Annotated in this window: 25 protein-coding genes; 15 read left to right on the forward strand and 10 right to left on the reverse strand. The window is 69.4% G+C overall.

Features of this window, described 5'->3' with window-relative positions; all coding sequences use genetic code 11:
- Positions 1 to 100: 100 nt before the first annotated feature.
- Genes AC1VNM_RS15105 through AC1VNM_RS15115 form a run of 3 tightly spaced genes read right to left on the reverse strand, consistent with a single transcriptional unit; the run spans position 101 to position 2,317 of the window.
- Complete coding sequence (locus AC1VNM_RS15105) at positions 101 to 832, reverse strand: nitroreductase (RefSeq protein ID WP_483107433.1); 732 nt, start codon at positions 830 to 832, stop codon at positions 101 to 103.
- On the reverse strand, positions 829 to 1,299 hold the full coding sequence (locus AC1VNM_RS15110; RefSeq protein WP_483107434.1) for an acyl-CoA thioesterase: 471 nt from the start codon (positions 1,297 to 1,299) through the stop codon (positions 829 to 831). The genes AC1VNM_RS15105 and AC1VNM_RS15110 overlap by 4 nt, the downstream gene beginning before the upstream one ends.
- Before the next feature lie 28 nt (positions 1,300 to 1,327).
- Positions 1,328 to 2,317, reverse strand: a complete 990-nt coding sequence (locus AC1VNM_RS15115; protein ID WP_483107435.1) for a histone deacetylase family protein — start codon at positions 2,315 to 2,317, stop codon at positions 1,328 to 1,330.
- A 220-nt stretch (positions 2,318 to 2,537) separates the two neighbouring features.
- Between AC1VNM_RS15115 and phaP the strand changes: the two genes are divergently transcribed.
- On the forward strand, positions 2,538 to 3,095 hold the full coding sequence (gene phaP / locus AC1VNM_RS15120; RefSeq protein ID WP_377161240.1) for a TIGR01841 family phasin: 558 nt from the start codon (positions 2,538 to 2,540) through the stop codon (positions 3,093 to 3,095).
- Positions 3,096 to 3,337: 242 nt separating this feature from the next.
- On the opposite strand, the gene AC1VNM_RS15125 is transcribed toward phaP, so the two are convergent.
- On the reverse strand, positions 3,338 to 4,054 hold the full coding sequence (locus tag AC1VNM_RS15125; protein ID WP_377161238.1) for a TetR/AcrR family transcriptional regulator: 717 nt from the start codon (positions 4,052 to 4,054) through the stop codon (positions 3,338 to 3,340).
- A 179-nt stretch (positions 4,055 to 4,233) separates the two neighbouring features.
- On the opposite strand from AC1VNM_RS15125, the gene AC1VNM_RS15130 reads away from it, so the two are divergent.
- Both AC1VNM_RS15130 and AC1VNM_RS15135 read left to right on the forward strand, forming a co-directional pair.
- Complete coding sequence (locus tag AC1VNM_RS15130) at positions 4,234 to 5,772, forward strand: methyl-accepting chemotaxis protein (RefSeq protein ID WP_377161236.1); 1,539 nt, start codon at positions 4,234 to 4,236, stop codon at positions 5,770 to 5,772.
- A 121-nt stretch (positions 5,773 to 5,893) separates the two neighbouring features.
- Positions 5,894 to 6,463 carry a YdeI/OmpD-associated family protein gene (locus tag AC1VNM_RS15135; protein WP_377161234.1) on the forward strand — a complete coding sequence of 190 codons (570 nt, stop codon included), beginning with the start codon at positions 5,894 to 5,896 and terminating at the stop codon, positions 6,461 to 6,463.
- Positions 6,464 to 6,538: 75 nt separating this feature from the next.
- Here AC1VNM_RS15135 and AC1VNM_RS15140 read toward each other — a convergent pair whose 3' ends face one another.
- Positions 6,539 to 7,522, reverse strand: a complete 984-nt coding sequence (locus AC1VNM_RS15140) for a patatin-like phospholipase family protein (RefSeq protein WP_377161232.1) — start codon at positions 7,520 to 7,522, stop codon at positions 6,539 to 6,541.
- A gap of 117 nt (positions 7,523 to 7,639) precedes the next feature.
- Here AC1VNM_RS15140 and AC1VNM_RS15145 point away from each other — a divergent pair, with 117 nt between their 5' ends.
- Complete coding sequence (locus tag AC1VNM_RS15145) at positions 7,640 to 10,033, forward strand: penicillin acylase family protein (RefSeq protein ID WP_483107436.1); 2,394 nt, start codon at positions 7,640 to 7,642, stop codon at positions 10,031 to 10,033.
- Between the two features lie 91 nt (positions 10,034 to 10,124).
- On the opposite strand, the gene pncB is transcribed toward AC1VNM_RS15145, so the two are convergent.
- Complete coding sequence (pncB, locus tag AC1VNM_RS15150; protein WP_377161228.1) at positions 10,125 to 11,342, reverse strand: nicotinate phosphoribosyltransferase; 1,218 nt, start codon at positions 11,340 to 11,342, stop codon at positions 10,125 to 10,127.
- A gap of 74 nt (positions 11,343 to 11,416) precedes the next feature.
- Between pncB and AC1VNM_RS15155 the strand changes: the two genes are divergently transcribed.
- On the forward strand, positions 11,417 to 12,271 hold the full coding sequence (locus AC1VNM_RS15155; protein ID WP_483107437.1) for a hypothetical protein: 855 nt from the start codon (positions 11,417 to 11,419) through the stop codon (positions 12,269 to 12,271).
- Between the two features lie 21 nt (positions 12,272 to 12,292).
- Here the strand turns inward: AC1VNM_RS15155 and AC1VNM_RS15160 are convergent, their stop codons facing one another.
- On the reverse strand, positions 12,293 to 12,718 hold the full coding sequence (locus AC1VNM_RS15160; RefSeq protein ID WP_377161224.1) for an Lrp/AsnC family transcriptional regulator: 426 nt from the start codon (positions 12,716 to 12,718) through the stop codon (positions 12,293 to 12,295).
- Positions 12,719 to 12,899: 181 nt separating this feature from the next.
- On the opposite strand from AC1VNM_RS15160, the gene AC1VNM_RS15165 reads away from it, so the two are divergent.
- The 10 genes from AC1VNM_RS15165 to AC1VNM_RS15210 all read left to right on the forward strand — a co-directional run bounded on the left by AC1VNM_RS15165 (position 12,900) and on the right by AC1VNM_RS15210 (position 23,033).
- On the forward strand, positions 12,900 to 14,060 hold the full coding sequence (locus AC1VNM_RS15165) for an ornithine cyclodeaminase (protein WP_483107438.1): 1,161 nt from the start codon (positions 12,900 to 12,902) through the stop codon (positions 14,058 to 14,060).
- Positions 14,000 to 14,920, forward strand: a complete 921-nt coding sequence (gene ybiB, locus AC1VNM_RS15170; protein ID WP_483107439.1) for a DNA-binding protein YbiB — start codon at positions 14,000 to 14,002, stop codon at positions 14,918 to 14,920. The genes AC1VNM_RS15165 and ybiB overlap by 61 nt, the downstream gene beginning before the upstream one ends.
- A 254-nt stretch (positions 14,921 to 15,174) precedes the next feature.
- Positions 15,175 to 16,863, forward strand: a complete 1,689-nt coding sequence (locus tag AC1VNM_RS15175; RefSeq protein WP_377161218.1) for a nitrite/sulfite reductase — start codon at positions 15,175 to 15,177, stop codon at positions 16,861 to 16,863.
- Positions 16,864 to 16,889: 26 nt separating this feature from the next.
- Positions 16,890 to 17,390, forward strand: coding sequence for a DUF934 domain-containing protein (locus AC1VNM_RS15180; protein ID WP_377161216.1), 501 nt, complete (start codon positions 16,890 to 16,892; stop codon positions 17,388 to 17,390).
- A gap of 2 nt (positions 17,391 to 17,392) precedes the next feature.
- Positions 17,393 to 18,265, forward strand: coding sequence for a phosphoadenylyl-sulfate reductase (locus AC1VNM_RS15185; protein ID WP_483107440.1), 873 nt, complete (start codon positions 17,393 to 17,395; stop codon positions 18,263 to 18,265).
- A gap of 22 nt (positions 18,266 to 18,287) precedes the next feature.
- Entirely contained in the window at positions 18,288 to 19,247 is a 960-nt protein-coding gene (gene cysD, locus AC1VNM_RS15190) for a sulfate adenylyltransferase subunit CysD (protein WP_431099745.1), read from the forward strand.
- Positions 19,248 to 19,331: 84 nt separating this feature from the next.
- Complete coding sequence (locus tag AC1VNM_RS15195; protein WP_483107441.1) at positions 19,332 to 20,624, forward strand: sulfate adenylyltransferase subunit 1; 1,293 nt, start codon at positions 19,332 to 19,334, stop codon at positions 20,622 to 20,624.
- A gap of 37 nt (positions 20,625 to 20,661) precedes the next feature.
- Positions 20,662 to 21,456, forward strand: a complete 795-nt coding sequence (gene cobA, locus AC1VNM_RS15200) for a uroporphyrinogen-III C-methyltransferase (protein WP_377161208.1) — start codon at positions 20,662 to 20,664, stop codon at positions 21,454 to 21,456.
- A 95-nt stretch (positions 21,457 to 21,551) separates the two neighbouring features.
- The gene (gene fdxA / locus AC1VNM_RS15205; RefSeq protein WP_297529664.1) at positions 21,552 to 21,875 is read left to right on the forward strand and encodes a ferredoxin FdxA; all 324 of its coding nucleotides are present in this window, start codon (positions 21,552 to 21,554) and stop codon (positions 21,873 to 21,875) included.
- 54 nt (positions 21,876 to 21,929) lie between these two features.
- Positions 21,930 to 23,033, forward strand: coding sequence for an NAD(P)/FAD-dependent oxidoreductase (locus tag AC1VNM_RS15210; RefSeq protein WP_431099748.1), 1,104 nt, complete (start codon positions 21,930 to 21,932; stop codon positions 23,031 to 23,033).
- A 150-nt stretch (positions 23,034 to 23,183) separates the two neighbouring features.
- Here AC1VNM_RS15210 and AC1VNM_RS15215 read toward each other — a convergent pair whose 3' ends face one another.
- From AC1VNM_RS15215 to AC1VNM_RS15225, 3 genes are all read right to left on the reverse strand, one after another.
- Positions 23,184 to 24,923 (reverse strand): flotillin family protein, encoded by a 1,740-nt coding sequence (locus tag AC1VNM_RS15215; protein WP_377161204.1) that lies wholly within the window; start codon positions 24,921 to 24,923, stop codon positions 23,184 to 23,186.
- Positions 24,924 to 25,027: 104 nt separating this feature from the next.
- Positions 25,028 to 25,654: a YqiJ family protein gene (locus tag AC1VNM_RS15220; protein ID WP_377161202.1), complete on the reverse strand. Its 627-nt coding sequence runs from the start codon at positions 25,652 to 25,654 to the stop codon at positions 25,028 to 25,030.
- On the reverse strand, positions 25,651 to 26,331 hold the full coding sequence (locus AC1VNM_RS15225) for a PspA/IM30 family protein (RefSeq protein ID WP_483107442.1): 681 nt from the start codon (positions 26,329 to 26,331) through the stop codon (positions 25,651 to 25,653). The genes AC1VNM_RS15220 and AC1VNM_RS15225 overlap by 4 nt, the downstream gene beginning before the upstream one ends.
- Between the last annotated feature and the right edge of the window lies 1 nt (position 26,332).

The raw sequence follows: 26,332 nt of genomic DNA on the forward strand, positions 1-26,332 counted from the left end.
AAGCGCCAACTGTAGGCCGGACGGGCGCCGCGCCCGCTCGCGGATCGCCCACGAGTCCGTCGTGCCTCGCCACCGGCTGGCGCGGTTCAGCGCCGACGGGTCATTCGAGGAAGCGGGTGAACGACGCGACCGCATCGCGCTCGGTGACCAGCGTGTTCTCGACGGCCGCCGGGTCCGCGTAGCCCAGGGACATGCCGCAGACCAGCTGCTGTTGCGGCGACAGGCCGAGTTCCTCCGCGATCACGCGGTGGAACTGGGTGAACGCCGCCTGCGGGCAGGTGTGCAGACCGCGACCGCGGGCGGCGACCATGAGGTTCTGCAGGAACATGCCGTAATCCAGCCAGCTGCCCTGCTGCATCACGCGGTCGATGGTGAACATCAGGCCGACCGGCGCGTCGAAGAAGCGGTAGTTGCGGCCGTGCTGCTCGTGCATGCGCAGCTTGTCGCCCTTGGTGATGCCCAGCAGGCCGTACAGGTCCCAGCCGACCTTGCGGCGGCGGTCGATGTAGGGCGAGATCCACTCGCGCGGGTAGTAGGCGTACTCCTCGCCGTGGGTGGCGAGTTCCTCGGGATCGTCGTACGCCGCCTGGATGCGCGTGACCAGCCGGTCCTTGGCCGCGCCCGTCAGCACGTGGACCTGCCAGGGCTGCGTGTTCGTGCCCGACGGCGCGCGGGCCGCGACGGCCAGCAGCTCCTCGATCAGCGCGCGCGGCACCGGCGTCGGCAGGAACGCGCGCATCGAATGCCGCGTGACGATCGCGGCCTCGACGGCGGCGGACTGCTCGGACGTGGGCGGGACGAAGGGATCGGGGAAGGAAGCGGGGAAGGTCATGGCATCTCCAGCGCGCTGAGCGCTTTCACGTAGGACTCGGGCAGTTGCGCCACCGGGCGTCGCGTCTGGCGATCGACATACACGTGGACGAAGTGGCCGCGCGCCGCGCACAAGGGCTCGCCTTCGGCGAACAGGCCGATCTCGTAGCGGACGCTGGAGCGGCCGCGCCTGGCCACCCTCAAGCCGGCCTCCACATGCTGCGGGAAGGCCAGCGACGCGAAGAAGTTGCAATGCGTCTCGATGACGAGGCCGATGACCTCGCCCTGGTGCAGGTCCAGCGCGCCCTCCTCGATCAGGTAGCGATTCACCGCCGTGTCGAACAGGCTGTAGTAGACGACGTTGTTCAGGTGGCCGTAGAGATCGTTGTCCATCCAGCGCGTCGGGACCGGCAGGAAGCGGGCGAAGGCCTCGCGCGGCTCGGGGGCCGGACGGGCCTCGGCGGCGGGAGCGGTGGTGTCGGCGGTCATGCGCCGATTCTTCCACCGCCGCGCGGGGTCAGGTGTCGCGCGGGCTACTGCCGGTCGACGTGGCGGGTGTCCGATTCAAGTCGGCGTGCCGCCAGCGCTCCCATGCACGCGCCGCGGCGTCCAGCGTCCGCATCTGCACATCGACGGTGACGTTCAGGTCCTCGCCGTAGCCGCCCGCCATGCTCAGCGCGACCGGGATGCGGCGATCGAACAGCGCCTCCAGCACGAGGTGGTCGCGGCGCAGCAGGCCGTCGGCACTGAGCTTGAGGCGGCCGAGCCGGTCGCCCTCGTGCGGGTCGGCGCCGGCAAGGTAGAAGGCCAGCCCGGGCGACCGGTCCGCCATCCGTCGCCAGACCTCGGCGAGCGCCGCCTCCAGCGCGTCGAGGTAGACCGCATCGCCGCAGGCGTCGGGCAGGCCGACGTCCAGGTCGCTGGACTCCTTGCGGAAGGGGAAGTTCTTGTCGCCGTGGATCGAGAGGGTGAACACGCTGTCGTCGTCGCGGAAGATGCTCGCCGTGCCGTTGCCCTGGTGGACGTCCAGGTCGACGACCAGCACGCGCAGTCCCGGCCCCCCGGGATGTCGACGGTGCCATTCGGCCTGCATCAGCCGCGCCGCGACGGCGACGTCGTTGAACACGCAAAAGCCGCTGCCCTTGTCCGCATACGCATGGTGCGTGCCGCCCGCCAAGCTGGCGGCGACGCCCTCCTCCAGGGCGGCGCGCGCCGCGGCGATGGTCGCCCCCACGGAGCACATCGAGCGCCGCGGCAGCCCCGGCGCCCAGGGGAAGCCGATCTCGCGCTGCGCCGCCGCGCTCAGGGTGCCGTGCAGGACCGCGTCGATGTAGTCGGGCGTGTGGACCAGTGCCAGCGCCTCCGTCCCGGCAGCTTCCGCCACCTGGGGCCGCATCACGCCCGGGTTCCGCTCGACCCGCTCGCGCAGCATCTGGTACTTGGATTGCGGGAAGCGGTGACCTGGCGGCAGCGCCAGCGTCAAATGGTCGTAATGGAAGGCGAGCATGGTCCAACCCTAGCAGAGGGCCCGGAACCCCGCTCCGGCAGGCGTCCAGGGTGTCGTGAGAGGGCCGATGGCCGAACTTTGCTGCAATGCACAAAAAGTGCTTGCAATCATCGGACGCGGTCCTATACTGGTTACATGCTGCACCGCAACAAATGTGTGGCGACGGCGCTCAGCCCGCCGCGTTTTCCCCGGCTGACCTCATTCCTTAAGGAGATTTCGCATGCTGACTGCTGACCAAGTGCTCGACCAACAAAAGAACCTGCAAGCCTCGTGGTTCGGCCTGACCGCCAAGGCCTTCGAAGGCTATGAAAAGCTGGTCGAGCTGAACCTGCAGGTCGCCAAGACCGCGCTCGGCGAAGCCGCCGAAACCGCCCAGCAGGCGATCACGGTCAAGGATCCGCAAGAGCTGTGGGCCCTGCAGGCCGCGCTGCTGCAACCGTCGGCTGAAAAGGCCGTCGCCTACAGCCGCCACCTGTACGACATCGCGACGTCGACCTCCTCGGAGTTCGTCAAGCTGGCCGAGTCGCAAGTGGCTGACGCCCAGGTCAAGTTCGGCGCCGTCGTCGATAACGCGACCAAGAACGCACCGGCTGGCACGGAAAATGCTGTTGCTTTGGTGAAGTCGGCGGTCGCTGCGGCCAACAACGCTTACGAAACCCTGAACAAGGCCGCCAAGCAAGCCACCGACATCGCGGAATCCAACTTCAACGCCGTGACCAACACGGCGGTGAAGGCGACCCAGAACGCCACCCGCAGCGCCAAGCGCGCCACGGCCTGAGCGAACGAGTTGCCGTATCGGTTGTCTCCTCGGTACCCAAGGAAGTCAAGCTTCCCAAGTGCCCTTCAAGCCCAGCTTCATGCTGGGCTTTTTTTCGCCTGTACGGATCGGATCGCCGCGGTCTCCGCGCGGCGCCTCTTCTGCCGCGCCCCACGGGGCGTCACGGGCACCGGGACGGTGCTCCGGCAATCGCCCAGGCGCCCGCGTGATGGGCGCGTGACCGGCGCGTGAGCCCGCGGGCTTCAGTCCGCGGCCGTCGATGACGCCGCCGGCGCAGGAGGGACGGTGGCGCCCGCGGCGAACCGCACATACTGGTCCGCCACGTCGCGCAGCACGCCCTGGACGGTGAACTCGCGCAGCGCCTCCCGATCGTAGAGCGGGTAGCGCGGCAGGCCGATCACCATCATCAGGTAGCCCATGGTCCGCACCGACATCTGGTCGCACATCGAGCGGATCGCGACCTCACCCGGCTCGAAGCCGTCGGGCGCGCAGGCGGCGACACGTTCCCGCATCAGCCCGAGCAACCGGTTGTACACGGGCTGCTGGGCCTGGCCGATCTCCTCCAGCGTGCCGGTCTGCGTCAGCGACATGTAGATCATGCGGAACTGCTCCGGGTGCCGCTCCCAGAAGTCGAGCAGGCAGCGCGTGTGCGCCTCCAGCACCTTGCGCGGCCCGCGCTGGTCCTTGGATGCATCCAGCAGTTCATCGGTCAGCGACTCGAACACCTCGATCCACAGGCCGTCCAGCAGCGCCTTCTTGCTCTCGAAGTAGCTGTAGATCGCCATCGTCGAGATGCCCAGCTCATGCGCCAGCCGGCGCATGCTGAGCGCTTCGACGCCCTCGTCGCGGTAGATCTTGCGCGCGCGCTCCAGCATCTCGCGCTTGAGCGCGGCCATCTCGGCCGGACCGCGCCGCAGCCGGGGCCGCTCGCGGTCGGGGTCCTGATCGTTGTTTCGCACGGCGTTCCTGTCTCAGAAGGTTATTGTCGGCGTACGTTATCTCACACCGGGGACCACGTTAAATACTCACGAACCCTGGTTGTTAAGCATCATTGCTAATCACGTACGCGTACGAAAATAGCTGCAAACGGCATGCCCGCGCCTCTTTTGCGGGTTCCTCCACCTGCAAAGAGTTCCTCATGCTCGACCGCCTGTCCGTGGGCGCCAAGCTCAGCCTGGCCTTTTCCTGCGTTCTCCTGATCACCGTGCTGCTGGGCGCCCTGGCCCTGTTCCAGCTGGGTCGCGTCAACGACACCGCCACCGACATGGCATCGAACTGGCTGCCCTCGTCCCGCGCCGCGCAGTCGATCAACCAGGAGGTCACGCGGCTGCGCACCCGGGAGTACCGGCTCCTGCTGACGGAGGGCAATGCACGCGCCACCTATGCCGAGAAGGTCGTGCAAGGCCGCCAGGGCATCGAACAGCGGCTGAAGGCCTACGAGCCGATGGTGTCGTCGCCCGCCGAGGGCGAGAAGCTGCGGCAGCTCCTTGGCCTGTGGGACGCGTACCGGGCGGACAACGTCAAGCTGGTCGAGGCCGCGCTGCACGGCGAAGACGACACGGCCAGGCGCCTGCTCGCCGTCGACAGCCTGCCGACGTACGAGGCCATGGGCAAGGCCGTGGACGATCTGGTCGAGATCAACACCGCCGGCGCCGCCGCGGCCGACGATCTGGGCGACCGGATCTACGCCCGCAGCCAGTGGATGATCGTCGGCATGACCCTGCTGGCCGTCGCGATCGGCGCGGCGCTGGGCCTGGCCATCACCCGCAAGATCACCCGGCCGCTGGCGGCCTCGGTCGTGATCGCCGAGGCGGTCGCTGCGGGCGATTTGACCCGCACGCTGCGCGTGCAAGGCCGCGACGAGGTGGCCCAATTGCAGACCGCGTTGATGCGCATGGTCGGTCAACTGCAGTCCGTGGTGGCACAGGTGCGCGACGGCGTGGAGTCGGTGTCGAGCGCCTCGTCGCAGATCGCCGTCGGCAACCAGGACCTGTCGGCGCGCACCGAGCAGACGGCGGCCAATCTGGAGGAGACCGCGTCGAGCATGGAACAGCTGACCGGCGCGGTCGGCCAGTCCGCCGACACGGCGCGGCAGGCCAACCAGCTGGCCGACAGCGCCGCCGCCGCGGCGACGCGCGGCGGCCACGTCGTCGGACAGGTCGTGTCGCGGATGCAGGAGATCAGCGCCTCCTCGATCCGCATCGCCGACATCATCGGCACCATCGACGGCATCGCGTTCCAGACCAACATCCTCGCCTTGAACGCGGCCGTCGAGGCGGCGCGCGCGGGCGAGCACGGCAAGGGCTTCGCCGTCGTGGCGTCGGAGGTCCGCACGCTGGCGCAGCGCAGCGCGGAGGCGGCCAAGGAAATCAAGACGCTGATCAACCGCTCGGTGGAGACGGTCGAGGCCGGCTCGTCGGACGTCGCCGAAGCGGGCCGCACGATGGACGAGATCGTCCATGGCGTGCGCCGCGTCACCGACCTGATGGCCGAGATCTCCGCCGCCGCCATCGAGCAGCGCGACGGCATTTCGCAAGTCAACCAGGCCGTCGCGAACCTGGACCAGATGACGCAGCAGAACGCCGCGCTGGTCGAGGAATCGACCGCCGCCTCCGGCTCGCTGCGCGAGCAGGCGCAGCGTCTGTCCGAGGTGGTGTCCGTGTTCAAGGTCGCCTGAACGCGAACGCCCCGCCTCCCTGCCCTCGTCGCAAGCGAGCGACGGAGATCCAGACACCGACGATGCGCCCTCTCCTCGCCTGCGGGAGAGGCGGGGGTGAGGGTTGGCATACTGGCGCCCCATGGCCACCCGCACCCCGATCTTCTTCGCCAGCGCCGCGGCGTTCCGCGCCTGGCTCGACGAGCATGCCGCCACGGCCACGGAGGTCCTGGTCGGCTTCCACAAGCGCGCGACCGGCGAGCCCAGCCTGGCCTGGCCCGAGTCGGTCGACGAGGCGCTGTGCCACGGCTGGATCGATGGCGTGCGTACCCGCATCGACGACAAGCGCTACAAGATCCGCTTCACGCCGCGCAAGGCGGTGTCGATCTGGAGCGCCGTGAACATCGGTCGCGCCGAGGCGCTGATCCAGGAAGGCCGGATGAAGCCCGCCGGCCTCGCGGCGTTCGAGCGCCGGCAGGAAGAGCGCTCGCGCGTCTACGCGTTCGAGCAACCCAAGGAACTGGTCGAGCTCTCGCCGTCGCACGAGGTCATCTTCATGCGCGACGCCAAGGCCTGGGCGTTCTTCCAGGCGCAGCCGGACGGTTACCGCCGCACCAGCATCTGGCACATCCTCAGCGCGAAGAAGCCCGAGACGCAGCTCGCCCGCCTGGACAAGCTGATCGAGGCGAGCGCGCGCGGCGAACGACTCTGAGCCGTGGGACGGCGGACCCGGTCCGCCACCGTCGCCGATCCGATCAGCGGCGCGGAGGCCGCGCCAAGGCGGCGCTCAACGCGTCTTCGCCGCGATCTTCCTGCGGATCTCCGGCAGCATCGCCGTCGCCACCTCGCGCCCGAGCGCGATGGCGCGGCGGCGCGTGGTGAAGTCCGAGCCGCTGAAGCCGTCCAGCTTGGGCCGCAGCACGACGTCCGCGCCCTGCAGCTCGTACTGGTTGATCGACTTGCCCATGATCGAGAAGGTCTGCAGCAGCATGCGCATCGCGTCGCCGGGGATCTTGGGATCGGGCGGTTCGCCGATGTCGACGGCGATGACGAACTCGGCGCCCATCTGCTTGGCGAAGCGCACCGGCACCGGCGCGACCAGGCCGCCGTCCACGTACTCGCGGTTGCCGATCTTGACCGGCTGGAACACCGCCGGCACCGCGCTCGACGCGCGCACCGCGGTGCCCACGTCGCCCTGCCGGAACAGGATCGGCGAGCCGTCGCCCAGGTCCGTCGCGACGATGCCCAGCGGCAGCGGCAACTGCTCCAGCCCGCGGTTGCCCGTCATCTGACGGACGTAGCGCGCCAGCGCCTCGCCGCGGATCAGGCCGCGCATCGGGAAGGTCCAGTCGGTGATGGCGCCCTCGTCCATCGCCTCGGCGACGGTCTGCAGTTCTTTGCCGGTCCGACCCGCCGCATACAGCGCGCCGACCAGGCTGCCGGCCGACGTGCCGCAGACGAGGTCGACCTTGATGCCGTTCTCCTCCATCACCTGGATCACGCCGATGTGCGCGAAGCCGCGCGCCGCGCCGCCGCCCAGCGCCAGGCCCACGCGCGGCGGCTTGGGAATGGGCTTGGGCGTGACGGGCGTCGGCAGTTCGGGGTCGGGTGTTGCCACGACCGGCGGCGGCGCCGGGGACGTGGTGAGCGTCGAGCAGGCGCTCAGCGCGCTCAACCCCAGCGCGCCGGCGGCGGTCAGCCAGCGTCGGCGGGAAGGCAGCGCCGGCAGGGCGGGGACAGGCTTGGTATGGTCGCGGTCGTCTCGGGGCATGGCGCGGGATTCTAGGGAAGCTCTGTAGCAATGCTGTTGCAGCGCGCACGCACAATCGCGGCCCGAAATCAGGACCCGACATCGAGGCCGCCATCAGGGCCCGGAGCAGGAGAGCACATGAGTGGAAAGAGCGCGCTGCGGCGCTGGACCGTGCGGAGCCTGGTCGGGCTGCCGTTCCTGCTGGTGGCGCTGGTCATCGCGACCTGGGCCTGCGTACGCGCCAGCCTGCCGCAGCTGGAGGGCGACGCCGAGATCCCCGGCCTGAGCGCGCCGGTCAGCCTGGGCCGCGACGCGCTGGGCACGCTGGTGGTCGAGGGCCGCACGCGACTGGACGTCGCTCGCGGGCTGGGTTTCGCGCATGCGCAGGAACGCTTCTTCGAGATGGACCTGACGCGCCGTTCCGCGGCCGGCGAGCTGTCCGCGCTGTTCGGCGCCAAGGCGCTGGAGCGGGACCGCGCGCGCCGCGTCCACCGCCTGCGCGCGCGGCTGACCGACCGCTTCGAAGGACTGTCCGGCGAGGACCGGCTGCTGCTGCTCGCGTACACGGAGGGCGTCAACGCCGGCCTCCACGCGCTGCCGATGCGCCCCTGGCAGTACCTGCTGCTGCGCGCCAGGCCGCAGGACTGGACGCCGGTGGACTCCTTGCTGGTGATCTCGGAGATGTACTTCATGCTGCAGTCCGGCAGCTTCGAGGCGGGCTTCGACCGCGCGACGCTGCGCGAGCACGCCGGCGATGCGCTCTTCGACTGGCTCAGCCCGCGCGGCGGTCGCTGGGACGCGGCGCTCGACGGCAGCCAGTTGCCCTCGCCACCAATGCCGACGCCGGAACAGCTCGACGTGAGCCAGGCCCGCGCCCCGGCGACGCCCGCCACGTCGGCCAGCGCACCCGCCAGCATCCCGGCGGGCACGCCGGCCAGCGCCCGCTCGAGCGGAGAGTTGCCGGTCCTGGGCAGCAACCAGTGGGCGGTCGCCGGTTCCCGCTCCACGCATGGCGGCGCGATCCTGGCCGACGACATGCACCTGGGCCTGGGCGTGCCCAGCATCTGGTACCGCGCGCAGTTCCAGATCGGCGCCGGACCGGGCGGCCTGCGCGCGGCGGGCGTGACGCTGCCCGGCCTGCCGGCGCTGGTGGTGGGCTCCAACGGGGCCGTCGCCTGGGGATTCACCAATGCCTACGGGCAATGGTTCGACTGGATCGAGGTCCCGCCCGATACGAAGGTCTCGACGCGCACCGAAACGATCGAGGTCCACGGCGGTCCGGCGGTGACGCTGGACGTGAACGAGATCGACGACGCGCCGATCGTGACCGTCGACGGCGGACGCCGCTTCGCGCTGCACTGGATTGCGCACCAGGGCGCGGCCTACAACCTGGAACTCGACCGCATGCTGCAGGTGCGTCACGTCAGCGAGGCGCTGGCGCTCGCGCAACGCGCCGGCATGCCGCACCAGAACCTGCTCGCCGCCGATCGCGATGGCCAGATCGGTTGGACCGTCGCCGGACGCCTGTGGGCGCAGCCGGCTCTGCCCGAGGGCTACGGCCGGTTCATCGCACCGTCGGCGATGCGGCGCGACTGGCTCGATCCGGATCGTGCGCCGCAGGTGCTCTCTCCTGCCCAGGGTCAGTTGTGGACCGCCAACAACCGCCAGCTCGACGGCGCGCCGGGCGAGCTGCTGGGCGACGGCGGCTTCGACCTCGGCGCGCGCGCGCAGCAGATCCGCGACCGGCTCTCGGCCCGGGAGAAGCACGACGAGGCCTCGATCGGCGCCATCCACCGGGACGACGAGGCGCGCTTCATGAAGACCTGGGCGGCGCGCCTGCTGGCGGCGTCCCGCACCGATGCCGGCGCCAATCCGACGCACCGCGCCTTCGTGCAGCTGCTGGAGAACTGGAACGGCCGCGCCGATGCGGATTCGGCGGCCTACCGGCTGGTGCGCCAGACGCGCCTGCGGGTGCTGGACACCTTGTGGGATGCGTGGACGCTGCCAGCGCTCGGCGAGCGGCAGCTCGACCCGGCACGGCGCATGCGCTGGCGCAACCAGTTCGAGTACAGCGCCGCGCGCGCCGTCGACGAACGGCCACCGCACCTGTTGCCGGCCGCGTTCGCGAGCTGGGATGCGCTGCTGCTGGCGCAACTGGACGGCGCGGCCCGCGAGATCGCGCCGGACGGCAACCTCGGCGGCGCCACCTGGGGCGCGCAGAACGCGAGCCGCATCCAGCATCCGCTGGCCAAGGCCATCCCGGCGTTGTCCCGCTGGCTCGACATGCCGTCGCTGCCGCAGAGCGGCGACAGCAACCTGCCCCATGTCGCCGGACCCGCGTTCGGACAGTCGGAACGGCTGGTCGTGTCGCCGGGCCGCGAGGAGCAGGGTTGGCTGTCGATGCCGGGCGGACAGAGCGGCCATCCGATGTCGCCGTTCTACGGCGCGGGACATCAGGACTGGGTCGAAGGCAAACCCACGCCACTGCTGGCCGGTCCCATCATCCATCGGATCACGGCGCATCGCGACTGAGCGGCGCGCATCCGGCCGGCCGCGCGCCGACAGAGGTCGGCACCGCCGTCCCGCACCGGCGTGACAGCCGTCAGCCGTCAGCCGTCAGCCGTCAGCCGTTGGCCGGCTTCACGTTGAACACCTGCCTCAGGTAGGCCAGGAAGGTCTGGTCCTCGCACATGGTCTTGCCGGGACTGTCCGAGAGCTTGGCCACCGGCTGACCGTTGACGTGGGTGAGCTTGATGACGATGTTGAGCGTCGGCAGGCCCACGTCGTTGCTGAGCTTGGTCCCGATGCCGAAGCCCAGCTGGACGCGGTCCGCGAAGTGCCGGTACAGCGCCAGCGCCTTGGGCATGTCGAGCGCGTCGGAGAACACCAGGCGCTTGGTGTTGGCGTCGATGCGCAGCTGGTCGTAGTGCGCCAGCGCCTTCTCGCCCCATTCGACCGGATCGCCCGAATCGTGGCGCAGTCCGTCGAACAACTTGGCGAAGTAGAGATCGAAGTCGGCCAGGAACGCGTCCATGCCGATGACGTCCGTCAGCGCGATGCCGAGGTCGCCGCGGTACTCCTGGACCCAGTCCTCGAGCGCGGCCTTCTGGTGGTCGCGCAGCCGCACGCCAGTGGCCTGGTAGGCCTGCAGGTACTCGTGCGCCATCGTGCCGATCGGCACCAGCCCGAGCTCCTTGGCCAGCAGCACGTTGGAGGTGCCGCGGAAGGTCTCCGGCAACTCGTCGCGCAGCGTGCGCAGGACCTCCTCGTGCCAGGCGCCGGAGAAACGCCGCCGCAGGCCGAAGTCGAAGAACTGGAACGGGTGGCGGCGCGGCGCCTCGTCGCGCGCGAAGGTCCGGATCGAGGCGATCTTCTCCGCCAGCCGTCGGCGCCCCTCCTCGATCGCGGCCGCCTGGTCGAAGCGACGGAAGTACAGCTCGTTGACCATCGCCAGCACGAAGATCTCGAAGGCCATCACGTGGACCTGCGGGCCGCGTACGACGATGTCGAGCTTCTCGCCGTCCGCGCGCACCGTGATGAACGCGCGCTGGAAGCGGAAGATGCGCAGCAGGTCGATGAAGTCCGGCTTCATGAAGCGCAGGCCGCTCAGGTACTCGAGCTCGTCGGCGCGGAAGGTCAGCGCGCAGAGGTGGTCGATCTCGCGTTCCAGGTCCGCGACCAGCTCCGCCAGTGGGTACTGCGGCGTGTTGCGGCAGGCGAAGCGGTACTCGGCCTGCGCCTGCGGATAGCGATGCAGCATCGCCTGCCACATCGTGAACTTGTAGAGATCGGTCTCCAGCAGGCTGCGGATCACGGGGGCAGTGGCGTCGGGACGGCTCATGGGCGGGGACTGTACCCGGGGGCCGCGCGGCTCGGCGATGATCGCGACTTCGCCACACGCCGAGCCCGCCCTTCGTGCACGAGCCCCTCGCCCACCGCCGCAGCCTCGGCCTCCTTCGTCGCCTGTGCGCCGCGGCGCTGCTGCTGCTGCTCGTCACGGCGGCGGTGCGCGCCCAGATCCCCATCGCCATCGACAAGCCGCCCGATGCCGCCACGGCGATGAAGCTGGTCTACGGGGGCAACACCTGGCGCCACGAACGCGCGGCAGCCTTCTTCGGCGGGCGATCGCCGACCCTGCGCGCGGAGATCCGCGAGGTGTTCCGCGCGCGTTACGTCGAATCGAACGTCGACAAGCTGATGCTGGTCTACCAGCTGACGCCCGGCCCGCGCGACCAGTTCCGCTGCGCGGCCTGCGTGCCGGCGCTCGGCGCCGCCGTGCTGGCCGCCGACGAGGCCGGCCGCTGGAAGCTCCGCGCCAAGGGCCTGCTGCTGATGCCGGGCGCGCCCGGCTCCGGCGACGAGGACCTGCAGCTGCTGCAGATCGCCGACGAGCGCTGGATCCTGCGCAGCCGCCGCTACGACGTCGACCGCGGGCGCGAAAGCCGCACCGAACGGCTGGTGCTAGAGCGCGACGGCGAGATGCAGCTCGGCGCGGAACTCGGCTTCGACAACAAGCCCGGGCCGCTCGCCTGCGGCGCGAATGCGGCGCCGCAGACGTCGGGCGTCAGCGTGCTGAGCCCCGGACGCGGCCCGCGTGTCGAGATCGTGCTGCGATTCAACGAGGGTGCGTGCAACGCGCTCCGCGCGGTGGTGCAGCGCACGCGCATGGAGCTGCGCGACGGCCGCTTCCAGCTCGAACCGGATGCGCCCGAGCCGGACGACGACGATGCGCCGACGTCCGCCCGAAGCGTGGAGCCGCAGAGGCGCTGAAGCGTTGAAGCGCTGAAGCGCTCAGGCCAGCTTGTACGTCTGCAGGTGGATGCTGGTCTCGGTCGCGCCGATGCCCTTGATCAGGCGCACGCGTTCCAGGATCTCGGCCAGCTCGTTGAGGCTGTCCGCGCGCAGCTCGGCCAGCAGGTCCCAGCGTCCGTTGGTATCGAACAGTCCCGCCACGCCGGGCTCGCCGAGCAGGATGCCGACGACCTCGCGCGTGCGGTTGCCCTCCACGGCGATGCTCATCCACGCCGTGATGTGCGGCTGGACCACGTCGGCCCGCAGCTTCACCGTGTAGCCGACGATCTGCCCGCTGTCCTCCAGCCGCGTCAGCCGGTTGGTCACGGTTCCGCGCGAGACCTTCAGCTTGTGCGCCAGCGTCGCGATGCTGGCGCGGGCGTCCTGGCGCAGCAGCGCGATCAGTTGATGGTCGAGTGTGTCCATATTGGTGCACCGGCGGCCGCCTTGCGCGCGGACCGCCCTGGGTTAACCCGGATTTCACGGCATTTCGTCAGAGTTCGCTGACGAAATGCACAAGGCGCTTCGATTATTGATCAGTTCTCCGGCTTCCTGCTGACACGCCGATCCGAAGAATGGAGGCATTCCCACAGCCATGAGACTGCCGATGACGACCCGCCTCCTCCTCACGCCCGACGTCGCCCGCGTCGTCCGGCACGACGGCATCGCCCAGAGCTTCCAGACCCTCGCCCGCTACATCGCCGACGACTACGTCCGATGGAGCCAGTTCGACAAGAGCGCCCGTGTCGCCAACCACTCGGACGACGGCGTGATCGAGCTGATGCCGATCTCCGACGCCTCGCTCTACAGCTTCAAGTACGTCAACGGCCACCCCAAAAACCACCTCGTGGGCCTGCCCACCGTGATGGCTTTCGGCGTGCTCGCCGACGTCGCGACCGGCACGCCGCGGCTGCTGTCGGAGCTGACGCTCAGCACGGCGCTGCGCACCGCGGCCACCTCCGCGCTGGTCGCGCAACACCTGGCACGACCGGGCTCGCGCAAGATGGCCTTGATCGGCAACGGCGCGCAGAGCGAGTTCCAGGCGCTGGCCTTCCACCACCTGCTGGGCATCGATGAGATCCGCCTCTTCGACGTCGACCCGGCCGCGACCGACAAGCTCGTCCGTCACCTGTCGCGCATCGACGGGCTGACGCTGATCCGCTGCCGCGACACCGCCGAGGCCGTGCGCGGTGCCGACATCGTCACGACGGTGACGGCCGACAAGCGCAACGCGACCATCGTGACGCCCGACATGATCGAGCCCGGCATGCACGTGAACGGCGTGGGCGGCGATTGCCCCGGCAAGACCGAGCTGCATCGCGACGTCCTGGCACGAGCCAACGTGTTCGTCGAGTACGAGCCCCAGTCGCGCATCGAAGGCGACGTGCAACAGATGCCGGCGGACTTCGCGGTCACCGAGTTCTGGCGCGTGCTGCGCGGCGAGGCGGCCGGCCGGCGCAGCGCCGACGAGGTCACCGTCTTCGATTCGGTCGGCTTCGCGCTCGAGGACTTCGCGACGCTGCGCTGGTTGGGCGACCGCGCCGAGGCCCTCGGCCTGGGTCGCGAGCTCGCGCTGGTGCCCGAGATGGACGACCCGAAGGACCTGTTCGGCGAACTGGACCTGACGCCCGTCGCCGAGACCGCGACAGGCGTCCCGGCGGGCCTCCGGGCGGCCCTCTTAAACTGCGTCCCTCACCGGAAGGACGCATGGACTACGCCCCCCTCCTTAAGGAAATCGGCCGAGGCGCTCGCGGCGCCCGCGACCTGACGCGCGAGCAGGCACGCACGCTGTTCGCCGCGCTGCTGGACGGCACCGTGCCGGACCTGGAGCGCGGCGCCATCCTGATCGCGATGCGCATCAAGGGTGAGAGCCTCGAAGAACTGCTCGGTTTCGTCGAGGCCATGCAGGCCGGCGCGGCCCGCGTGGATGCGCCAGACGGCCCCCGGACGGTCGTGCTGCCGACCTTCAATGGCGCGCGCAAGCAGGCCAACCTGATGCCGCTGGTGGCGATGCTGCTGGCGCGCGACGGCATCCCGGTGCTGATCCACGGCCGGCACGACTTCGACAGCCGCATCAGTCCGTTCGAACTCTTCGAGGCCCTGGAACTTCCCGTCTCCCGGAACGTGACCGAAGCCGGCCAGCGCCTGGCTTCGGACCGCCTGGCGATCCTGCCGACCGACGTCCTTCATCCCGGTCTGGACGCGATGATGGCCTTGCGCCCCCGCATGGGCTTGCGCAACAGCAGCCACAGCGTCGCCAAGCTGCTGGACCCGCTGCCGGGTCGCAGCGTGCGCGTCGTCGCGGTGACCCATCCGGAATACGTGGACAGCATGGGCCAGGCGCTGCCGCGGCTCAGCGCCGACGACGGCCGCGCCCTCCTCATGCGGGCCAGCGAGGGCGAGGCTTACCTGCACCTGCGGCGCAAGGCCCACCTGCAAGGCTTCGCGAACGGGCAAGGCCTGGATCTCAACCCGGCAAGCAACGAGGATCTGGACTGGCCGCTCTCGACCGCCTGCGAGCCCGCCGCCAATGCCGCCTTCATCCGCGCGATCCTGGCCGGCACCGAGCCACTGCCGCCGCGGATCGCCGATCAGATCGCGGCCCTGAGCCGGCTGGCGCGGGACTGAGCGCGGCCTGGCGCCGCCAATCCCGCCCCTCACCCTCCCTCTCCCCCGCCTCTGCGGGAGGAAATCAAGCCGAGTCCTGCCCTTTGCAGGATTCTTCATATGCTTATCTGGCCATAAGCAATCTACGAATTTGTAGTTCTCATATATATAAAGCGTTCATAGAGTGCAGACTCCCGGCCAGCCCTGGGCCAGCCGCGGTGTCAGTCGACGCGGCGGGGACCCCTGTGAAACCCGGCCGGGCCCTAGCTGACGCCATGTACGCCTATACCGATTTCGACCGCCAGTTCGTCCACGCCCGCGCGGCCCAGTTCCGCGACCAGCTCGAACGCCATCTGGCGGGTCAGCTTCCCGACGACGACTTCCGCGCGTTGCGCCTGCAGAACGGCTGGTACATCCAGCGCCATGCGCCGATGCTGCGCATCGCCGTGCCGTACGGGGTGCTGGACAGCCGCCAGCTGCGCCAGCTCGCGCGCATCGCCCGTGAGCATGACCGCGGCTACGGCCACTTCACCACGCGCCAGAACCTGCAGTTCAACTGGATCCCGCTGCCGCAGTCGGCCGATGTGATGGACCTGCTGGCCGATGTCGACATGCACGGCATCCAGACCAGCGGCAACTGCATCCGCAACATCACCAGCGACGTCACCGCCGGCGTGGCCGCGGACGAGCTGATCGATCCGCGCCCCTATGCCGAGGTGCTGCGCCAGTGGTCGACGCTGCATCCGGAATTCGCTTTCCTGCCGCGCAAGTTCAAGATCGCGATCTCCGGCGCGAAGGAAGACCGCGCCGCGATCGCGTGGCACGACATCGGCCTGCAACTGCGCAAGAACGACGCCGGCGAGATCGGCTTCCAGGTCTTCGTCGGCGGCGGCATGGGCCGCACGCCGATCATCGGCCAGGAGATCAGCCCCTTCGTGCCGTGGCAGCACATCCTGCTGTACCTCGAGGCGATCGTGCGCACCTACAACCGCTTCGGCCGCCGCGACAACATGTACAAGGCGCGCATCAAGATCCTGGTGAAGGCCGAGGGCCAGGCCTACTTCGACGCGGTCAACGCCGAGTACCAGGCCATCCTGAGCGACGACACCGGCAGCCACGAACAGATCATCCCCGAGGCCGAACTGGCGCGCGTCGCCGCCAGCTTCGTCGAGCCGCAAGGCGTGACCCCGGTGCCGGGCGTCGACATCTTCGACGGCGCCTCGCCGGCCTACCGCCGCTGGCTGGAGCGCAACGTCCACGCGCACCGCGTCAGCGGCTACCGGTCGGTGACGCTGTCGCTCAAGCGCGTCGGCCTGCCGCCGGGCGACATCACCGACGCGCAGATGGACGCGGCCGCCGCGCTGTCCGACGCGTACAGCCACGGCGAGCTGCGCGTCTCTCACGACCAGAACCTGCTGCTGCCCTGGGTGCGCGAGAGCGACCTGCCCGCGCTCTTCGAGGCCGCCAAGGAACACGGTTTCGCCACGCCCAACATCGGCCTGCTGACCGACATGATCGTCTGCCCCGGCGGCGACTTCTGCGCGCTGGCCAACGCGCGCTCGATCCCGGTCGCGGCGGAGATCACCGACCGCTTCCAGGACCTGGACGAGCTCTGGGACATCGGCGACATCGACCTGCACATCAGCGGCTGCATCAACAGCTGCGGTCACCACCACAGCGGGCACATCGGCGTGCTCGGCGTCGACAAGGACGGCAGCGAGTGGTACCAGATCACGCTGGGGGGCTCGGACGGCTCGACGCTGTCGGGCACCGCGGTGCCGGGCAAGGTGATCGGCCCGTCCTTCGCCGCCGATGAGGCGGCCGACGCGGTCGAAGCCGTGATCGCCACCTACCGCCGCGAGCGCGAGGCCGGCGAACGCTTCCTCCAGACGGTCCGCCGCATCGGCCTGGACGCCTTCAAGCAGGCGACCAACGAGATCCGCCGCACCACCGCCAAGCACTGACCCCGAACACGGACCGCCGCCGCATCATGAAGTTCGTCTCCAAGGCCCAAGATCCCTGGCACACCTGCGCGGGCGAGGACGGCCCGCAGCCGCACCCCGCCGCCGCCGACCACAAGCTGCTGACGCTGGAGCAGTGGCACGCCGTGCGCGACACCTGGCCGGAAGGCCTGGCCACCGGCGTGATCCTGCCCAACGACATCGACGTGCTCGACCTGAAGGCCGACCTGCCGCGCCTCGCGCTGGTCGTGCTGCAGTTCCCGAAGTGGGTCGACGGCCGCGCCTACAGCCAGGCGCATGTGCTGCGCTCGCGGCTGCGTTACGCCGGCGAGGTGCGCGCGATCGGCGAAGTCCTCGTCGACATGCTGCCGCTGCTGCAGCGCTGCGGCGTCGACGCGGTCCAGCTGCGCGGCGATCAGAACCAGGAAGCGGCCGAGCGCGCGCTCGGCTTCTTCCCCGGCCACTACCAGGCGGACGTCAACGAGACGCGCCCGCTGTTCGCCCGCCAGGGGCACAAGGCCGAGGCCTGAGCATGAGCGGCGAGCTGTCTTCGCTGGACTTCGCGCCGATCGGCGGCGTCTCCGGTACCCCGTCGAACGGCGTGTCCGCGCTGCCCGGCGCCGCCGATGCGGGCGTCGGCTCGGCCATCGGCCTCTATGCCCGCAAGACCGCCGGCTTCGACGAACGCGTCGCGCGCACGGTCGAGGTCCTGAAGCAGGCCGCGGCGGACTTCGGTCCGGGCACGCTGCAGTCGACCTCGCTGGGCGTCGAGGACATGGTCATCACCGACCTGATCGCGCGCCACGGCCTGCCCATCGCGCTGGCGACGCTGGACACCGGCAAGCTGCACGAGCAGACGCTGGCGCTGATCCCGCGCATCCATGAACGCTACGGCATCGCGGTGGAAGTCTTCGCGCCGGTGAACGAGCAAGTCGTCCACTTCGTCCGGACCAACGGCGAGGAACCGATGTACCGCAGCGTCGAGCTGCGCAAGGCCTGCTGCGGCGTGCGCAAGCTGGAGCCGCTGTCGCGCATGCTGGCCGGCCGCAGCGCGTGGATCACCGGCTTGCGCCGCGAGCAGAGCGCCAACCGCGCCGAGGTCCCCTTCCGCGAAACCGAAACGACTGGCGACGGCCAGGTCCGCACCAAGATCAATCCGCTGGCCGAGTGGACCTGGGCCGACGTCTGGTACTACGTGCAGCAGCACGTGGTCCCCTACAACCCGCTGCATGACCAGTTCATGCCCAGCATCGGCTGCGCGCCCTGCACCCGCGCGATCGCCGTCGGTGAGGACTTCCGCGCCGGCCGCTGGTGGTGGGAGGACTCCGCCAAGGAATGCGGCCTGCACGCCACGCACGCCGAGCCTGACACCGCATCTGAACCCGAAGCGTCCCCCCGACGTTGAACGCGACCTCCGGAGCCCCGGCATGAACGCCCCCGTGAACCTCGAACAACTGCTGCCGCTGGCGGACCACCGCCATCTGGACCACCTCGAAGAAGAGGCCATCTTCATCCTGCGCGAGGTGGCCGCCGCCTTCGAGCGCCCCGCCCTGCTGTTCTCGGGCGGCAAGGATTCGTGCGTCGTGCTGCGTCTGGCCGAGAAGGCCTTCAAGCGCCGCATCGCCGGCAACGAGTTCGCCGGCAAGCTGCCCTTCCCGCTGGTCCATGTGGACACCGGCCACAACTTCCCGGAGGTGATCGAGTTCCGCGACCGCCGCGTCGAGGAAATGGGCGAGCGCCTGGTCGTCGGCCACCTGGAAGATTCCATCAAGAAGGGCACGATCCGCCTGGCGCATCCGCTGGAATCGCGCAACGGCCACCAGACGGTGACGCTGCTGGAGACGATCGAGGAACACCGCTTCGACGTGCTGATCGGCGGCGCCCGCCGCGACGAAGAGAAGGCGCGCGCCAAGGAGCGCATCTTCAGCCACCGCGACAGCTTCGGCCAATGGCAGCCGAAGGAGCAGCGGCCCGAGCTGTGGAACCTCTTCAACACCCGCATCCGTCCGGGCGAGCACTTCCGCGCCTTCCCGATCAGCAACTGGACCGAGCTGGACGTGTGGCTCTACATCGCCCGCGAGAACATCCCGCTGCCGTCGCTGTACTTCGCGCACGACCGCCAGGTGATCCGCCGCAAGGGCCTGCTGGTGCCGCTGACCGACGTGACCCCGCCGGAAGCCGGCGAGACCGTCGAGACGGCGCAGGTGCGCTTCCGCACCGTCGGCGACATGACCTGCACCTGCCCGGTCGAGAGCCCCGCCGCCAATGCCGCCGACATCGTCGCCGAGACGCTGACCGTCACCGTGTCCGAGCGTGGTGCCACGCGCATGGACGACCGCACCTCGGATGCGTCGATGGAACGTCGCAAGAAAGAGGGCTACTTCTGAAATGATGCGGCCCCCACGTTCACTTCGTTCACTGCCCCCCGAGGGGGCGCGGGCCTCCTTTGGGGCGGCCCGGCAGGAGTCCCGATGACCGTCCTTCACAAGATCCATCAATCCGACGTCGACACGACCCACCGCGCGCTGCGCTTCCTGACCGCCGGCAGCGTCGACGACGGCAAGAGCACGCTGATCGGGCGCCTGCTCTTCGACAGCCGCGCGATCCTCGCCGACCAGCTCGACACGCTGGCCAAGCGCGCCGCCGGCCAGCCGATCGATCTGAGCCTGCTGACCGACGGCCTCGAGGCCGAGCGCGAACAGGGCATCACGATCGACGTGGCCTACCGCTACTTCGCGACCAGGCAGCGCAAGTTCATCATTGCCGACGCGCCGGGCCATGAGCAGTACACGCGCAACATGGTCACCGCCGCCGCGGGCAGCGATGCCGCCGTGGTGCTGGTCGACGTGACCAAGCTGGACCTGGCGGTCGACGACGTCCCGCTGCTGCCGCAGACGCGCCGCCACAGCCTGCTCGCGCACCTGCTGCGCGTGCCGGGCATCGTCTTCGCGATCAACAAGATCGACGCCGCCGCGAATCCGGGCGACGCGTTCCGCAAGGTCTCGGCCGCACTGGAGAAATTCGCGTCGGCCGCCGGCATCCGCGTGACCGCGATCGTGCCGGTCTCCGCGCTGCGCGGCGACAACGTGACGCAGCCGCTCGAAGCGGACTGGTACGACGGCCCGTCGCTGCTGCAGGTGCTGGAGTCGCTGCCGACGGTGCAGGAAACGGTCGAGGCGCCGCTGGCGCTGCCGGTCCAGTACGTGGCCAAGGACGGCGACGGCACCGGCAACAACCCGCGCGTGCTGTGGGGCCGGATCGCGCAAGGCCAGGTGCAGGTCGGCGATGAAGTGCAGATCCTGCCGAGCGGCCAGACCGCCATCGTGGGCGAGCTGCGCCGCGCCGGCGAGCCGGTGGCCGCCTCGGTCGCCGGCGAATCGGCCGGCCTGCTGCTGGACCGCCAGGTCGATGTCTCGCGCGGCGACTGGATCGTCGCCCCGGGCGCGGCCACGCCCCGGCGCACCTTCGAAGCCACCTTGGCCTGGCTCGACACCGAGCCCGCCGTCCTCGGCCGCAAGTACTGGGTTCGCCACGGCAACCGCTGGGTCCAGGCCCGCATCGCCGCCATCGACCACCGGCTCGACATCCAGACGCTGGCCGAGACCGAGGCGCATGAGCTGTCGGTCAACGAGATCGGCCACGTCACCATCGAGCTGCAGGCCGAGCTGCCGCTGCAGCCGTACGCGGACAACCGCGTCGGCGGCGCGCTGATCGTCGTGGACCCCACCAGCAACCGCACCAGCGGCGCGCTGCTGGTCCGCTGACCTCGTCCACCCCGAACGACCGCCAGGAGCCACCGCCATGGGACGTGTCCTCTTCGTCAGCGCCGGCCCCGGCGCCGCCGACCTGATCACGCTGCGCGGCGCGAGGGCGCTCGCGCTGGCGGACGTCGTGCTCTTCGACGCGCTCACCGACCCCGCGCTGCGCGACCTCGCGCCGCAGGCGAAGTGGCTCGACGTCGGCAAGCGCGGCTTCTGCCATTCCACCAAGCAGACGGCGATCAATGCCGCGCTGGTCCGCGAGGCCAAGTCGCATGACACCGTCGTCCGCCTGAAGGGCGGCGATGCCAGCGTCTTCGGTCGCCTCGAGGAGGAACTGCTGGCGCTGGCCGAAGCGGACATTCCGTACGAGATCGTCCCTGGCGTCACGGCTGCGATCGCGGCCGCGGCGCAGACCGGGCGCCCGCTCACGCGGCGCGGCGCGGGCCGCAGCGTCGCGCTGACGACCGCGATGACGCGCGAGGGCGAGCTCCAGGCCGGCAGGTCCGCCGACACCGAAGTCTTCTACATGGCCGGCCAGCAGTTGGCCGCCCTCTCCCGCCGGCTGCTCGCCGCGGGCTGGGAGGCCGCGACGCCGGTGAGCGTCGTGTCGCGGGCGGGCTGCGCCGATGCGCTGTCCAGCGAGCACGAGGTGGCGTCGCTGGGCGCGGCGTCGATGCTGCACAAGGGGCGGCCGACGGTGGTGATCGTCGGGGCGGGCGCGGCCCCGCTGGCCGGGGCGCCGCGTGCCGATCTGGGCGATTACGCGACGCCGTCCTCACGCCAAGACCTTGAGCCGCGCGGGCCGGAATCCCTGGTCCAAACACCGAACGTTTAAAATCTCCCGTTTTCCGTCAGCGCCACCTCGCCCATAGCCAGGGATCGCTGATTTTCGAGGGCCCCACCGCCGGCCCCGCCACTAGAAGAGCCGCCATGACCCACGTCGTCACCGAAGCCTGCATTCGCTGCAAATACACCGATTGCGTCGATGTCTGTCCCGTCGACTGCTTCCGCGAAGGTCCGAACTTCCTGACCATCGACCCCGATGAGTGCATCGACTGCGCGGTCTGCATCCCGGAGTGCCCGGTGAACGCGATCGTGCCGGAGGAAGACGTGCCCGGCGACCAGCAGATCATGATCAAGCTGAACGCCGACCTGGCGAAGAAGTGGCCCAGCATCACCAAGCGCAAGGCCCCGCTCCCGGACGCCGAGGAGTGGAAGGACAAGACGGGCAAGATCGATCAGCTGGTCCGCTGACCGATCCCCTCATCCCGCGGCGTCGGACCCTGCCGGCGGCCGCCCCACACAAGAATGGAAACGCAAGTGACTGAAGCGACCTCCGCCCCGCACGCGGGCGTGATCGAGACCGATGCCGTCATCGTCGGCGCGGGCCCGGTGGGCCTGTTCCAGGTGTTCGAACTGGGCCTGCTCGAGATCAAGGCCCACATCATCGATTCGCTGGCCTATCCCGGCGGCCAATGCATCGAGCTGTACCCGGACAAGCCGATCTACGACATCCCGGCGCTGCCGGTGGTGACGGGCAAGGAGCTGACCGACAACCTGATGAAGCAGATCGAGCCGTTCGGCGCGACCTTCCATCTGGGCCAGGAGGTCACGACGGTCGAGAAGCAGGACGACGGGCGTTTCTTCGTCGCGACCAGCAAGGGCACGCAGTTCCTGACCAAGACCATCTTCATCGCGGGCGGCGTGGGCTCGTTCCAGCCCCGCACGCTGAAGATCGAGGGCATCGACAAGTTCGAGGGCTCGCAGGTCCATTACCGCGTGCGCAACCCGTCGCAGTTCGCGGGCAAGAACCTGGTGATCATCGGCGGCGGCGACTCGGCGCTGGACTGGGCGCTGAACTTCTGCGCGGCCAATGACGATGGCAATCCGCACAAGGCGGAGAGCGTGATCCTGGTGCACCGTCGAGACGGCTTCCGTGCCGCGCCGGCGTCGGTCGCCAAGATGAAGGAGCTGTGCGACGCCTACGAGATGCAGTTCATCGTCGGTCAGGTCAGCGACCTGGACGAGGGCGAGGATTCGTTGAAGGGCCTGAAGGTCACGGGCGCGGACGGCGTGACGCGCATCGTGCCGGCGGACCAGGTGCTGGTGTTCTTCGGCCTGTCGCCGAAGCTGGGCCCGATCGCCGAATGGGGTCTGGCGCTGGAGAAGAAGCAGATCCAGGTCGACACCGAGAAGTTCCAGACCAGCGTGCCGGGCATCTTCGCGGTGGGTGACATCAACACCTACCCGGGCAAGAAGAAGCTGATCCTGTCGGGCTTCCACGAGGCCGCGCTGGCCGCGTTCGGCGCGATGCCGATCATCAACCCGGACAAGCGCGTGCACCTGCAGTACACGACCACCAGCCCGAAGCTGCACAAGGTGCTGGGCGTCGAGACGCCGAATTTCGACTGAGTCCCACCTCGCAGGACCGCAGGTCCCCGACAGAAAGAAAGCCCGCCTGGCGATGCCTGCGGGCTTTTTCCTTTGTTGTTGCTTGACAGCGCACGGTCGATCCAGCGCGCTCGAGTGAGCGGGCGCGCCGTGAAGGCACGCCGCTCTCGATCAGGCCTGCGGACCTTCAATCGCCGGCTTCGCGGCGTGCGGCAACGCGCCACTGCCCTGCGAGAGCATGCCGGCCAGCGACTGCGCAACGCCGGTGATGCCTTCGTTGGACAGCCCCGCGTCCTTCATCACCGCGTCGACGATGGGCTTGGCGATCTGGTACTGCAGCGCCGAGTTCATGACCTGTTCGGGGAAGGTCGCGCCGCCGGCCGCGCCATGGGCGCCCTGGCCGTTCGCCGCGCCTGTGCCGTCGCCGCCCGCACCCGGCATGCCGTTGACCTGGAAGATGCGGATCGAGTCGATCTTCTCCATCGGACGCACGGCCTGCTCCAGGATGTTGGGCAGCTGCTGCAGCAGCATCGTGCGGACCTGCAGGTCGATCTGAGCGGCAGACAAGGTGTTCAGCGCTTCGTTGATCGCGCGGCGACCTTCGGCCTCCGCCAGCGCCGCGGCCTGCTTGGCCGTGGCTTCGATGGTCAGCGCCTCGGCACGGTCCAACGCGGCCTCCTTCTCGGCGGAGGCCGACACGCGGACCGCGATGGCCAGTTGTTCGGCTTCCTTCGAGGCCTCGATCAGCTGGATGCTCTTTTCCCGCTCCGCCACCGCGACCTGACGCGCCGTGTTCACGAGTTCCTCTGCCTTCACGGCCTCGGAGCGCGCCAGGTTGGCGGCCGCGTCCGCGTCGGACTGCTCGCGCGACTTCGTCGCGATCGCGATCTGCGTGTCCTGACGCGCCATCTCGACCTGCTTGCGCTGCTCGGCGCGCTGCATCTCGGTCTTGCGCTCCAATTCGATCTCGCGGGTCTGGAGGACCAGATTCTTTTCGATCTCCGCCGACTTGATCTCGCGATCGGCTTCGATGCGCTTCTGGCTCACCTGACGTTCGGCCTCGATCTTGGCGGCTTCGGCCTGGCGGCCGCGCTCGGCCTGCTGCGACGCGATCAACGCGACCTGCTCGGCGCGGGTGATCTCGATCTCACGCTGCTGCGCCAGGCTCGCGAACTCTTGATCCTTGTCGATCGTCAGCTTCTGGCGCGTGGCGTCCAGGTTCTTGGTCCGGACCTGCACTTCGGTGTCCTGCTCGACGTCGTTGCGCTGCTTGCGGCGCGCCTCGGTCTGCTCGGTCAACCGCGTCAGGCCCTCCGCATCGAAGGCGTTGTTCGGGTTGAAGAACTGCTTGTCCGTCTGGTCCAGGCTGGTCAAAGAGACCGACTCCAGTTCCAGGCCGTTCTTCTCCAGGTCTTCGGCGACGGCGTTCTGCACGGCCTGCACGAAGTCGCGGCGCTTGTCCTGCAGCTCCTGGATCGACATCGTCGCGGCGGTCGCGCGCAGCGAGTCGACGAACTTGTCTTCGACCAGCGCCTTGAGCTCGTTCGGGCTCAGCGTGCGGGCACCCAGCGTCTGGGCGGCGATGCTCACGGCTTCCTCCGTCTGCTTCACCCGGACGAAGAACGCGGCGGTCACGTCGACGCGCATGCGGTCACGGGTGATCAAGCTCTCGCGCTCGCGACGCACGACCTCGAGCTTGAGCGTGTTCATGTTGACCAGCACGCGCTCGTGGAAGACCGGCAGCACGATGGCGCCGCCGTCCATGATCACTTTCTGGCCGCCGAGACCGGTACGGACGAAGGCGGTTTCCTTCGTCGAGCGCTTGTAGAGGCGCGCGAAGATGATGCCGATCGTGAGCAGCGCCAGCAGGGCGATGCCGGAGATGACCAGCAGCTCGATCAGGTTGTCCATGGACTGTTTGCTCCCTCGATGAAACTTTGAATTCGGGTGGGCCGGTGGATCCGGCGCTCTGGAACGGAGGAACGTGCCGGGCGTTCGTTGCGGCGGGCGACGGTCTACATCAGCGTCGGATGCGGGTTGTGGATGCAGCGGTAGAAGGCGCCGACCTTGCTGACGATGAGCACCTGCACGCCTTCCTCGAAGACCTCGTCGTCGACATCGGGCTCGACCATCAGGTAGTGCGAACGACCGTGCACGTCCTTGACCCTGGCCTGCGCGGCAAGGCCGCGGCGGGCGGCGCCGGCAACGACGACACCGACCCGGCCGACGAGGCTCTGCTCGCTGATGGCGCTGGTCTCGTCCTGCGGAATGATGTGCGCGATCAGCGCGCCCAGGCCGCGGACGGTGGCCAGTCCGGCGGGCACGGCGGCGATGCCGGCGGCGGCGGCCGGCAGGTAGCCGCCGAAGAGCCCGTTCATCACGACCTGCAGGCTGTAGCCGAAGACCGTGTAGCCGGTCAGGAAAAGCAGCAGCAGCACGAGCGCCGGCACCTTGCCCAGATGCAGCCAGCCGAGCACGCGGTCGAGTGCGCTGTCGCCATGGATGTCGGGCAGCCAGTCGTCGATCAGGTTGCTCGGGCTGAACGAGATCAGCATGCCCGCGCCCTCGACGAGCGCGACACCGACGATCAGCGCGAACCCGATGCCGAACGGCAGGTTCTGCGGCGCGGTGAACAGGCTCATGACTTCGTGGCCTTCAGTTGCGCCATGCGCTCGGCGATCTTGTTGTCGCGGACGAGGTCGTCCAGCTCCTTGAGCTGGGCGGCCTGCTGCAGGCTGTTCTGGCGCGCGGTGCCGGCCAGGCCCGTCTGGCGTTCGTAGACGCGGTCGAAGGCGTCGGTGACCTTGCCGATGCGGTGGGCGGCACCGGCGGCGCCGCCGGCGCCCGCAGGAGCCGTCACGGTGGCGGCAGCGGCAGCGCGGCTCCTGCGGAATTCGGCGAGCGCGTCCTGCATCTCGCGCTTCTTCGCCAGCAAGGCGGCGACGAAGCCGGTCAGCTCGTTTTCCTGGCGGGCGTGCTCGGCGAGCGTGGTCTCCAGCACGGGCAGTTGCGCCTCGATGTCGAGCTGACGAGCGACCGCGGCGCGGGCGAGGTCTTCGCGGCCGGCGGTCATCGCCTCGTCGACCTGCGACGACAGCGACGCGTGCAGCTGGTTGAGGTTGGCGTGCTGGCGCTGGGACAGATGCCGGTTGGCGGAGACGGTGCCCAGCTCGTGGCGCACGTCGTCGATGACGGCATCGGCTTCGCGGATCGACTGCTCCATCGTGGCCTCGGGGGCCTGGTCCTCGATGCGATCAAGGAGGGCATGGACGCCGCCGGCGATCACGCGGCCGACGCGGGTCTTCAGGGAGTCGGTCATC

Source organism: Mitsuaria sp. MSU3D (assembly GCF_056867975.1).

Coding starts and splice junctions, on each gene's coding strand:
- AC1VNM_RS15185 (WP_483107440.1), top strand. CDS start 17,393: ATGAGCGGCGAGCTGTCTTCGCTGGACTTCGCGCCGATCGGCGGCGTC.
- AC1VNM_RS15160 (WP_377161224.1), bottom strand. CDS start 12,718: ATGGACACACTCGACCATCAACTGATCGCGCTGCTGCGCCAGGACGCC.
- AC1VNM_RS15210 (WP_431099748.1), top strand. CDS start 21,930: ATGGAAACGCAAGTGACTGAAGCGACCTCCGCCCCGCACGCGGGCGTG.
- ybiB (WP_483107439.1), top strand. CDS start 14,000: ATGGACTACGCCCCCCTCCTTAAGGAAATCGGCCGAGGCGCTCGCGGC.
- AC1VNM_RS15145 (WP_483107436.1), top strand. CDS start 7,640: ATGAGTGGAAAGAGCGCGCTGCGGCGCTGGACCGTGCGGAGCCTGGTC.
- AC1VNM_RS15180 (WP_377161216.1), top strand. CDS start 16,890: ATGAAGTTCGTCTCCAAGGCCCAAGATCCCTGGCACACCTGCGCGGGC.
- AC1VNM_RS15175 (WP_377161218.1), top strand. CDS start 15,175: ATGTACGCCTATACCGATTTCGACCGCCAGTTCGTCCACGCCCGCGCG.
- AC1VNM_RS15215 (WP_377161204.1), bottom strand. CDS start 24,923: ATGGACAACCTGATCGAGCTGCTGGTCATCTCCGGCATCGCCCTGCTG.
- AC1VNM_RS15130 (WP_377161236.1), top strand. CDS start 4,234: ATGCTCGACCGCCTGTCCGTGGGCGCCAAGCTCAGCCTGGCCTTTTCC.
- AC1VNM_RS15135 (WP_377161234.1), top strand. CDS start 5,894: ATGGCCACCCGCACCCCGATCTTCTTCGCCAGCGCCGCGGCGTTCCGC.
- AC1VNM_RS15220 (WP_377161202.1), bottom strand. CDS start 25,654: ATGAGCCTGTTCACCGCGCCGCAGAACCTGCCGTTCGGCATCGGGTTC.
- AC1VNM_RS15225 (WP_483107442.1), bottom strand. CDS start 26,331: ATGACCGACTCCCTGAAGACCCGCGTCGGCCGCGTGATCGCCGGCGGC.
- cysD (WP_431099745.1), top strand. CDS start 18,288: ATGAACGCCCCCGTGAACCTCGAACAACTGCTGCCGCTGGCGGACCAC.
- AC1VNM_RS15165 (WP_483107438.1), top strand. CDS start 12,900: ATGACGACCCGCCTCCTCCTCACGCCCGACGTCGCCCGCGTCGTCCGG.
- AC1VNM_RS15110 (WP_483107434.1), bottom strand. CDS start 1,299: ATGACCGCCGACACCACCGCTCCCGCCGCCGAGGCCCGTCCGGCCCCC.
- cobA (WP_377161208.1), top strand. CDS start 20,662: ATGGGACGTGTCCTCTTCGTCAGCGCCGGCCCCGGCGCCGCCGACCTG.
- AC1VNM_RS15195 (WP_483107441.1), top strand. CDS start 19,332: ATGACCGTCCTTCACAAGATCCATCAATCCGACGTCGACACGACCCAC.
- AC1VNM_RS15105 (WP_483107433.1), bottom strand. CDS start 832: ATGACCTTCCCCGCTTCCTTCCCCGATCCCTTCGTCCCGCCCACGTCC.
- AC1VNM_RS15140 (WP_377161232.1), bottom strand. CDS start 7,522: ATGCCCCGAGACGACCGCGACCATACCAAGCCTGTCCCCGCCCTGCCG.
- fdxA (WP_297529664.1), top strand. CDS start 21,552: ATGACCCACGTCGTCACCGAAGCCTGCATTCGCTGCAAATACACCGAT.
- phaP (WP_377161240.1), top strand. CDS start 2,538: ATGCTGACTGCTGACCAAGTGCTCGACCAACAAAAGAACCTGCAAGCC.
- pncB (WP_377161228.1), bottom strand. CDS start 11,342: ATGAGCCGTCCCGACGCCACTGCCCCCGTGATCCGCAGCCTGCTGGAG.
- AC1VNM_RS15115 (WP_483107435.1), bottom strand. CDS start 2,317: ATGCTCGCCTTCCATTACGACCATTTGACGCTGGCGCTGCCGCCAGGT.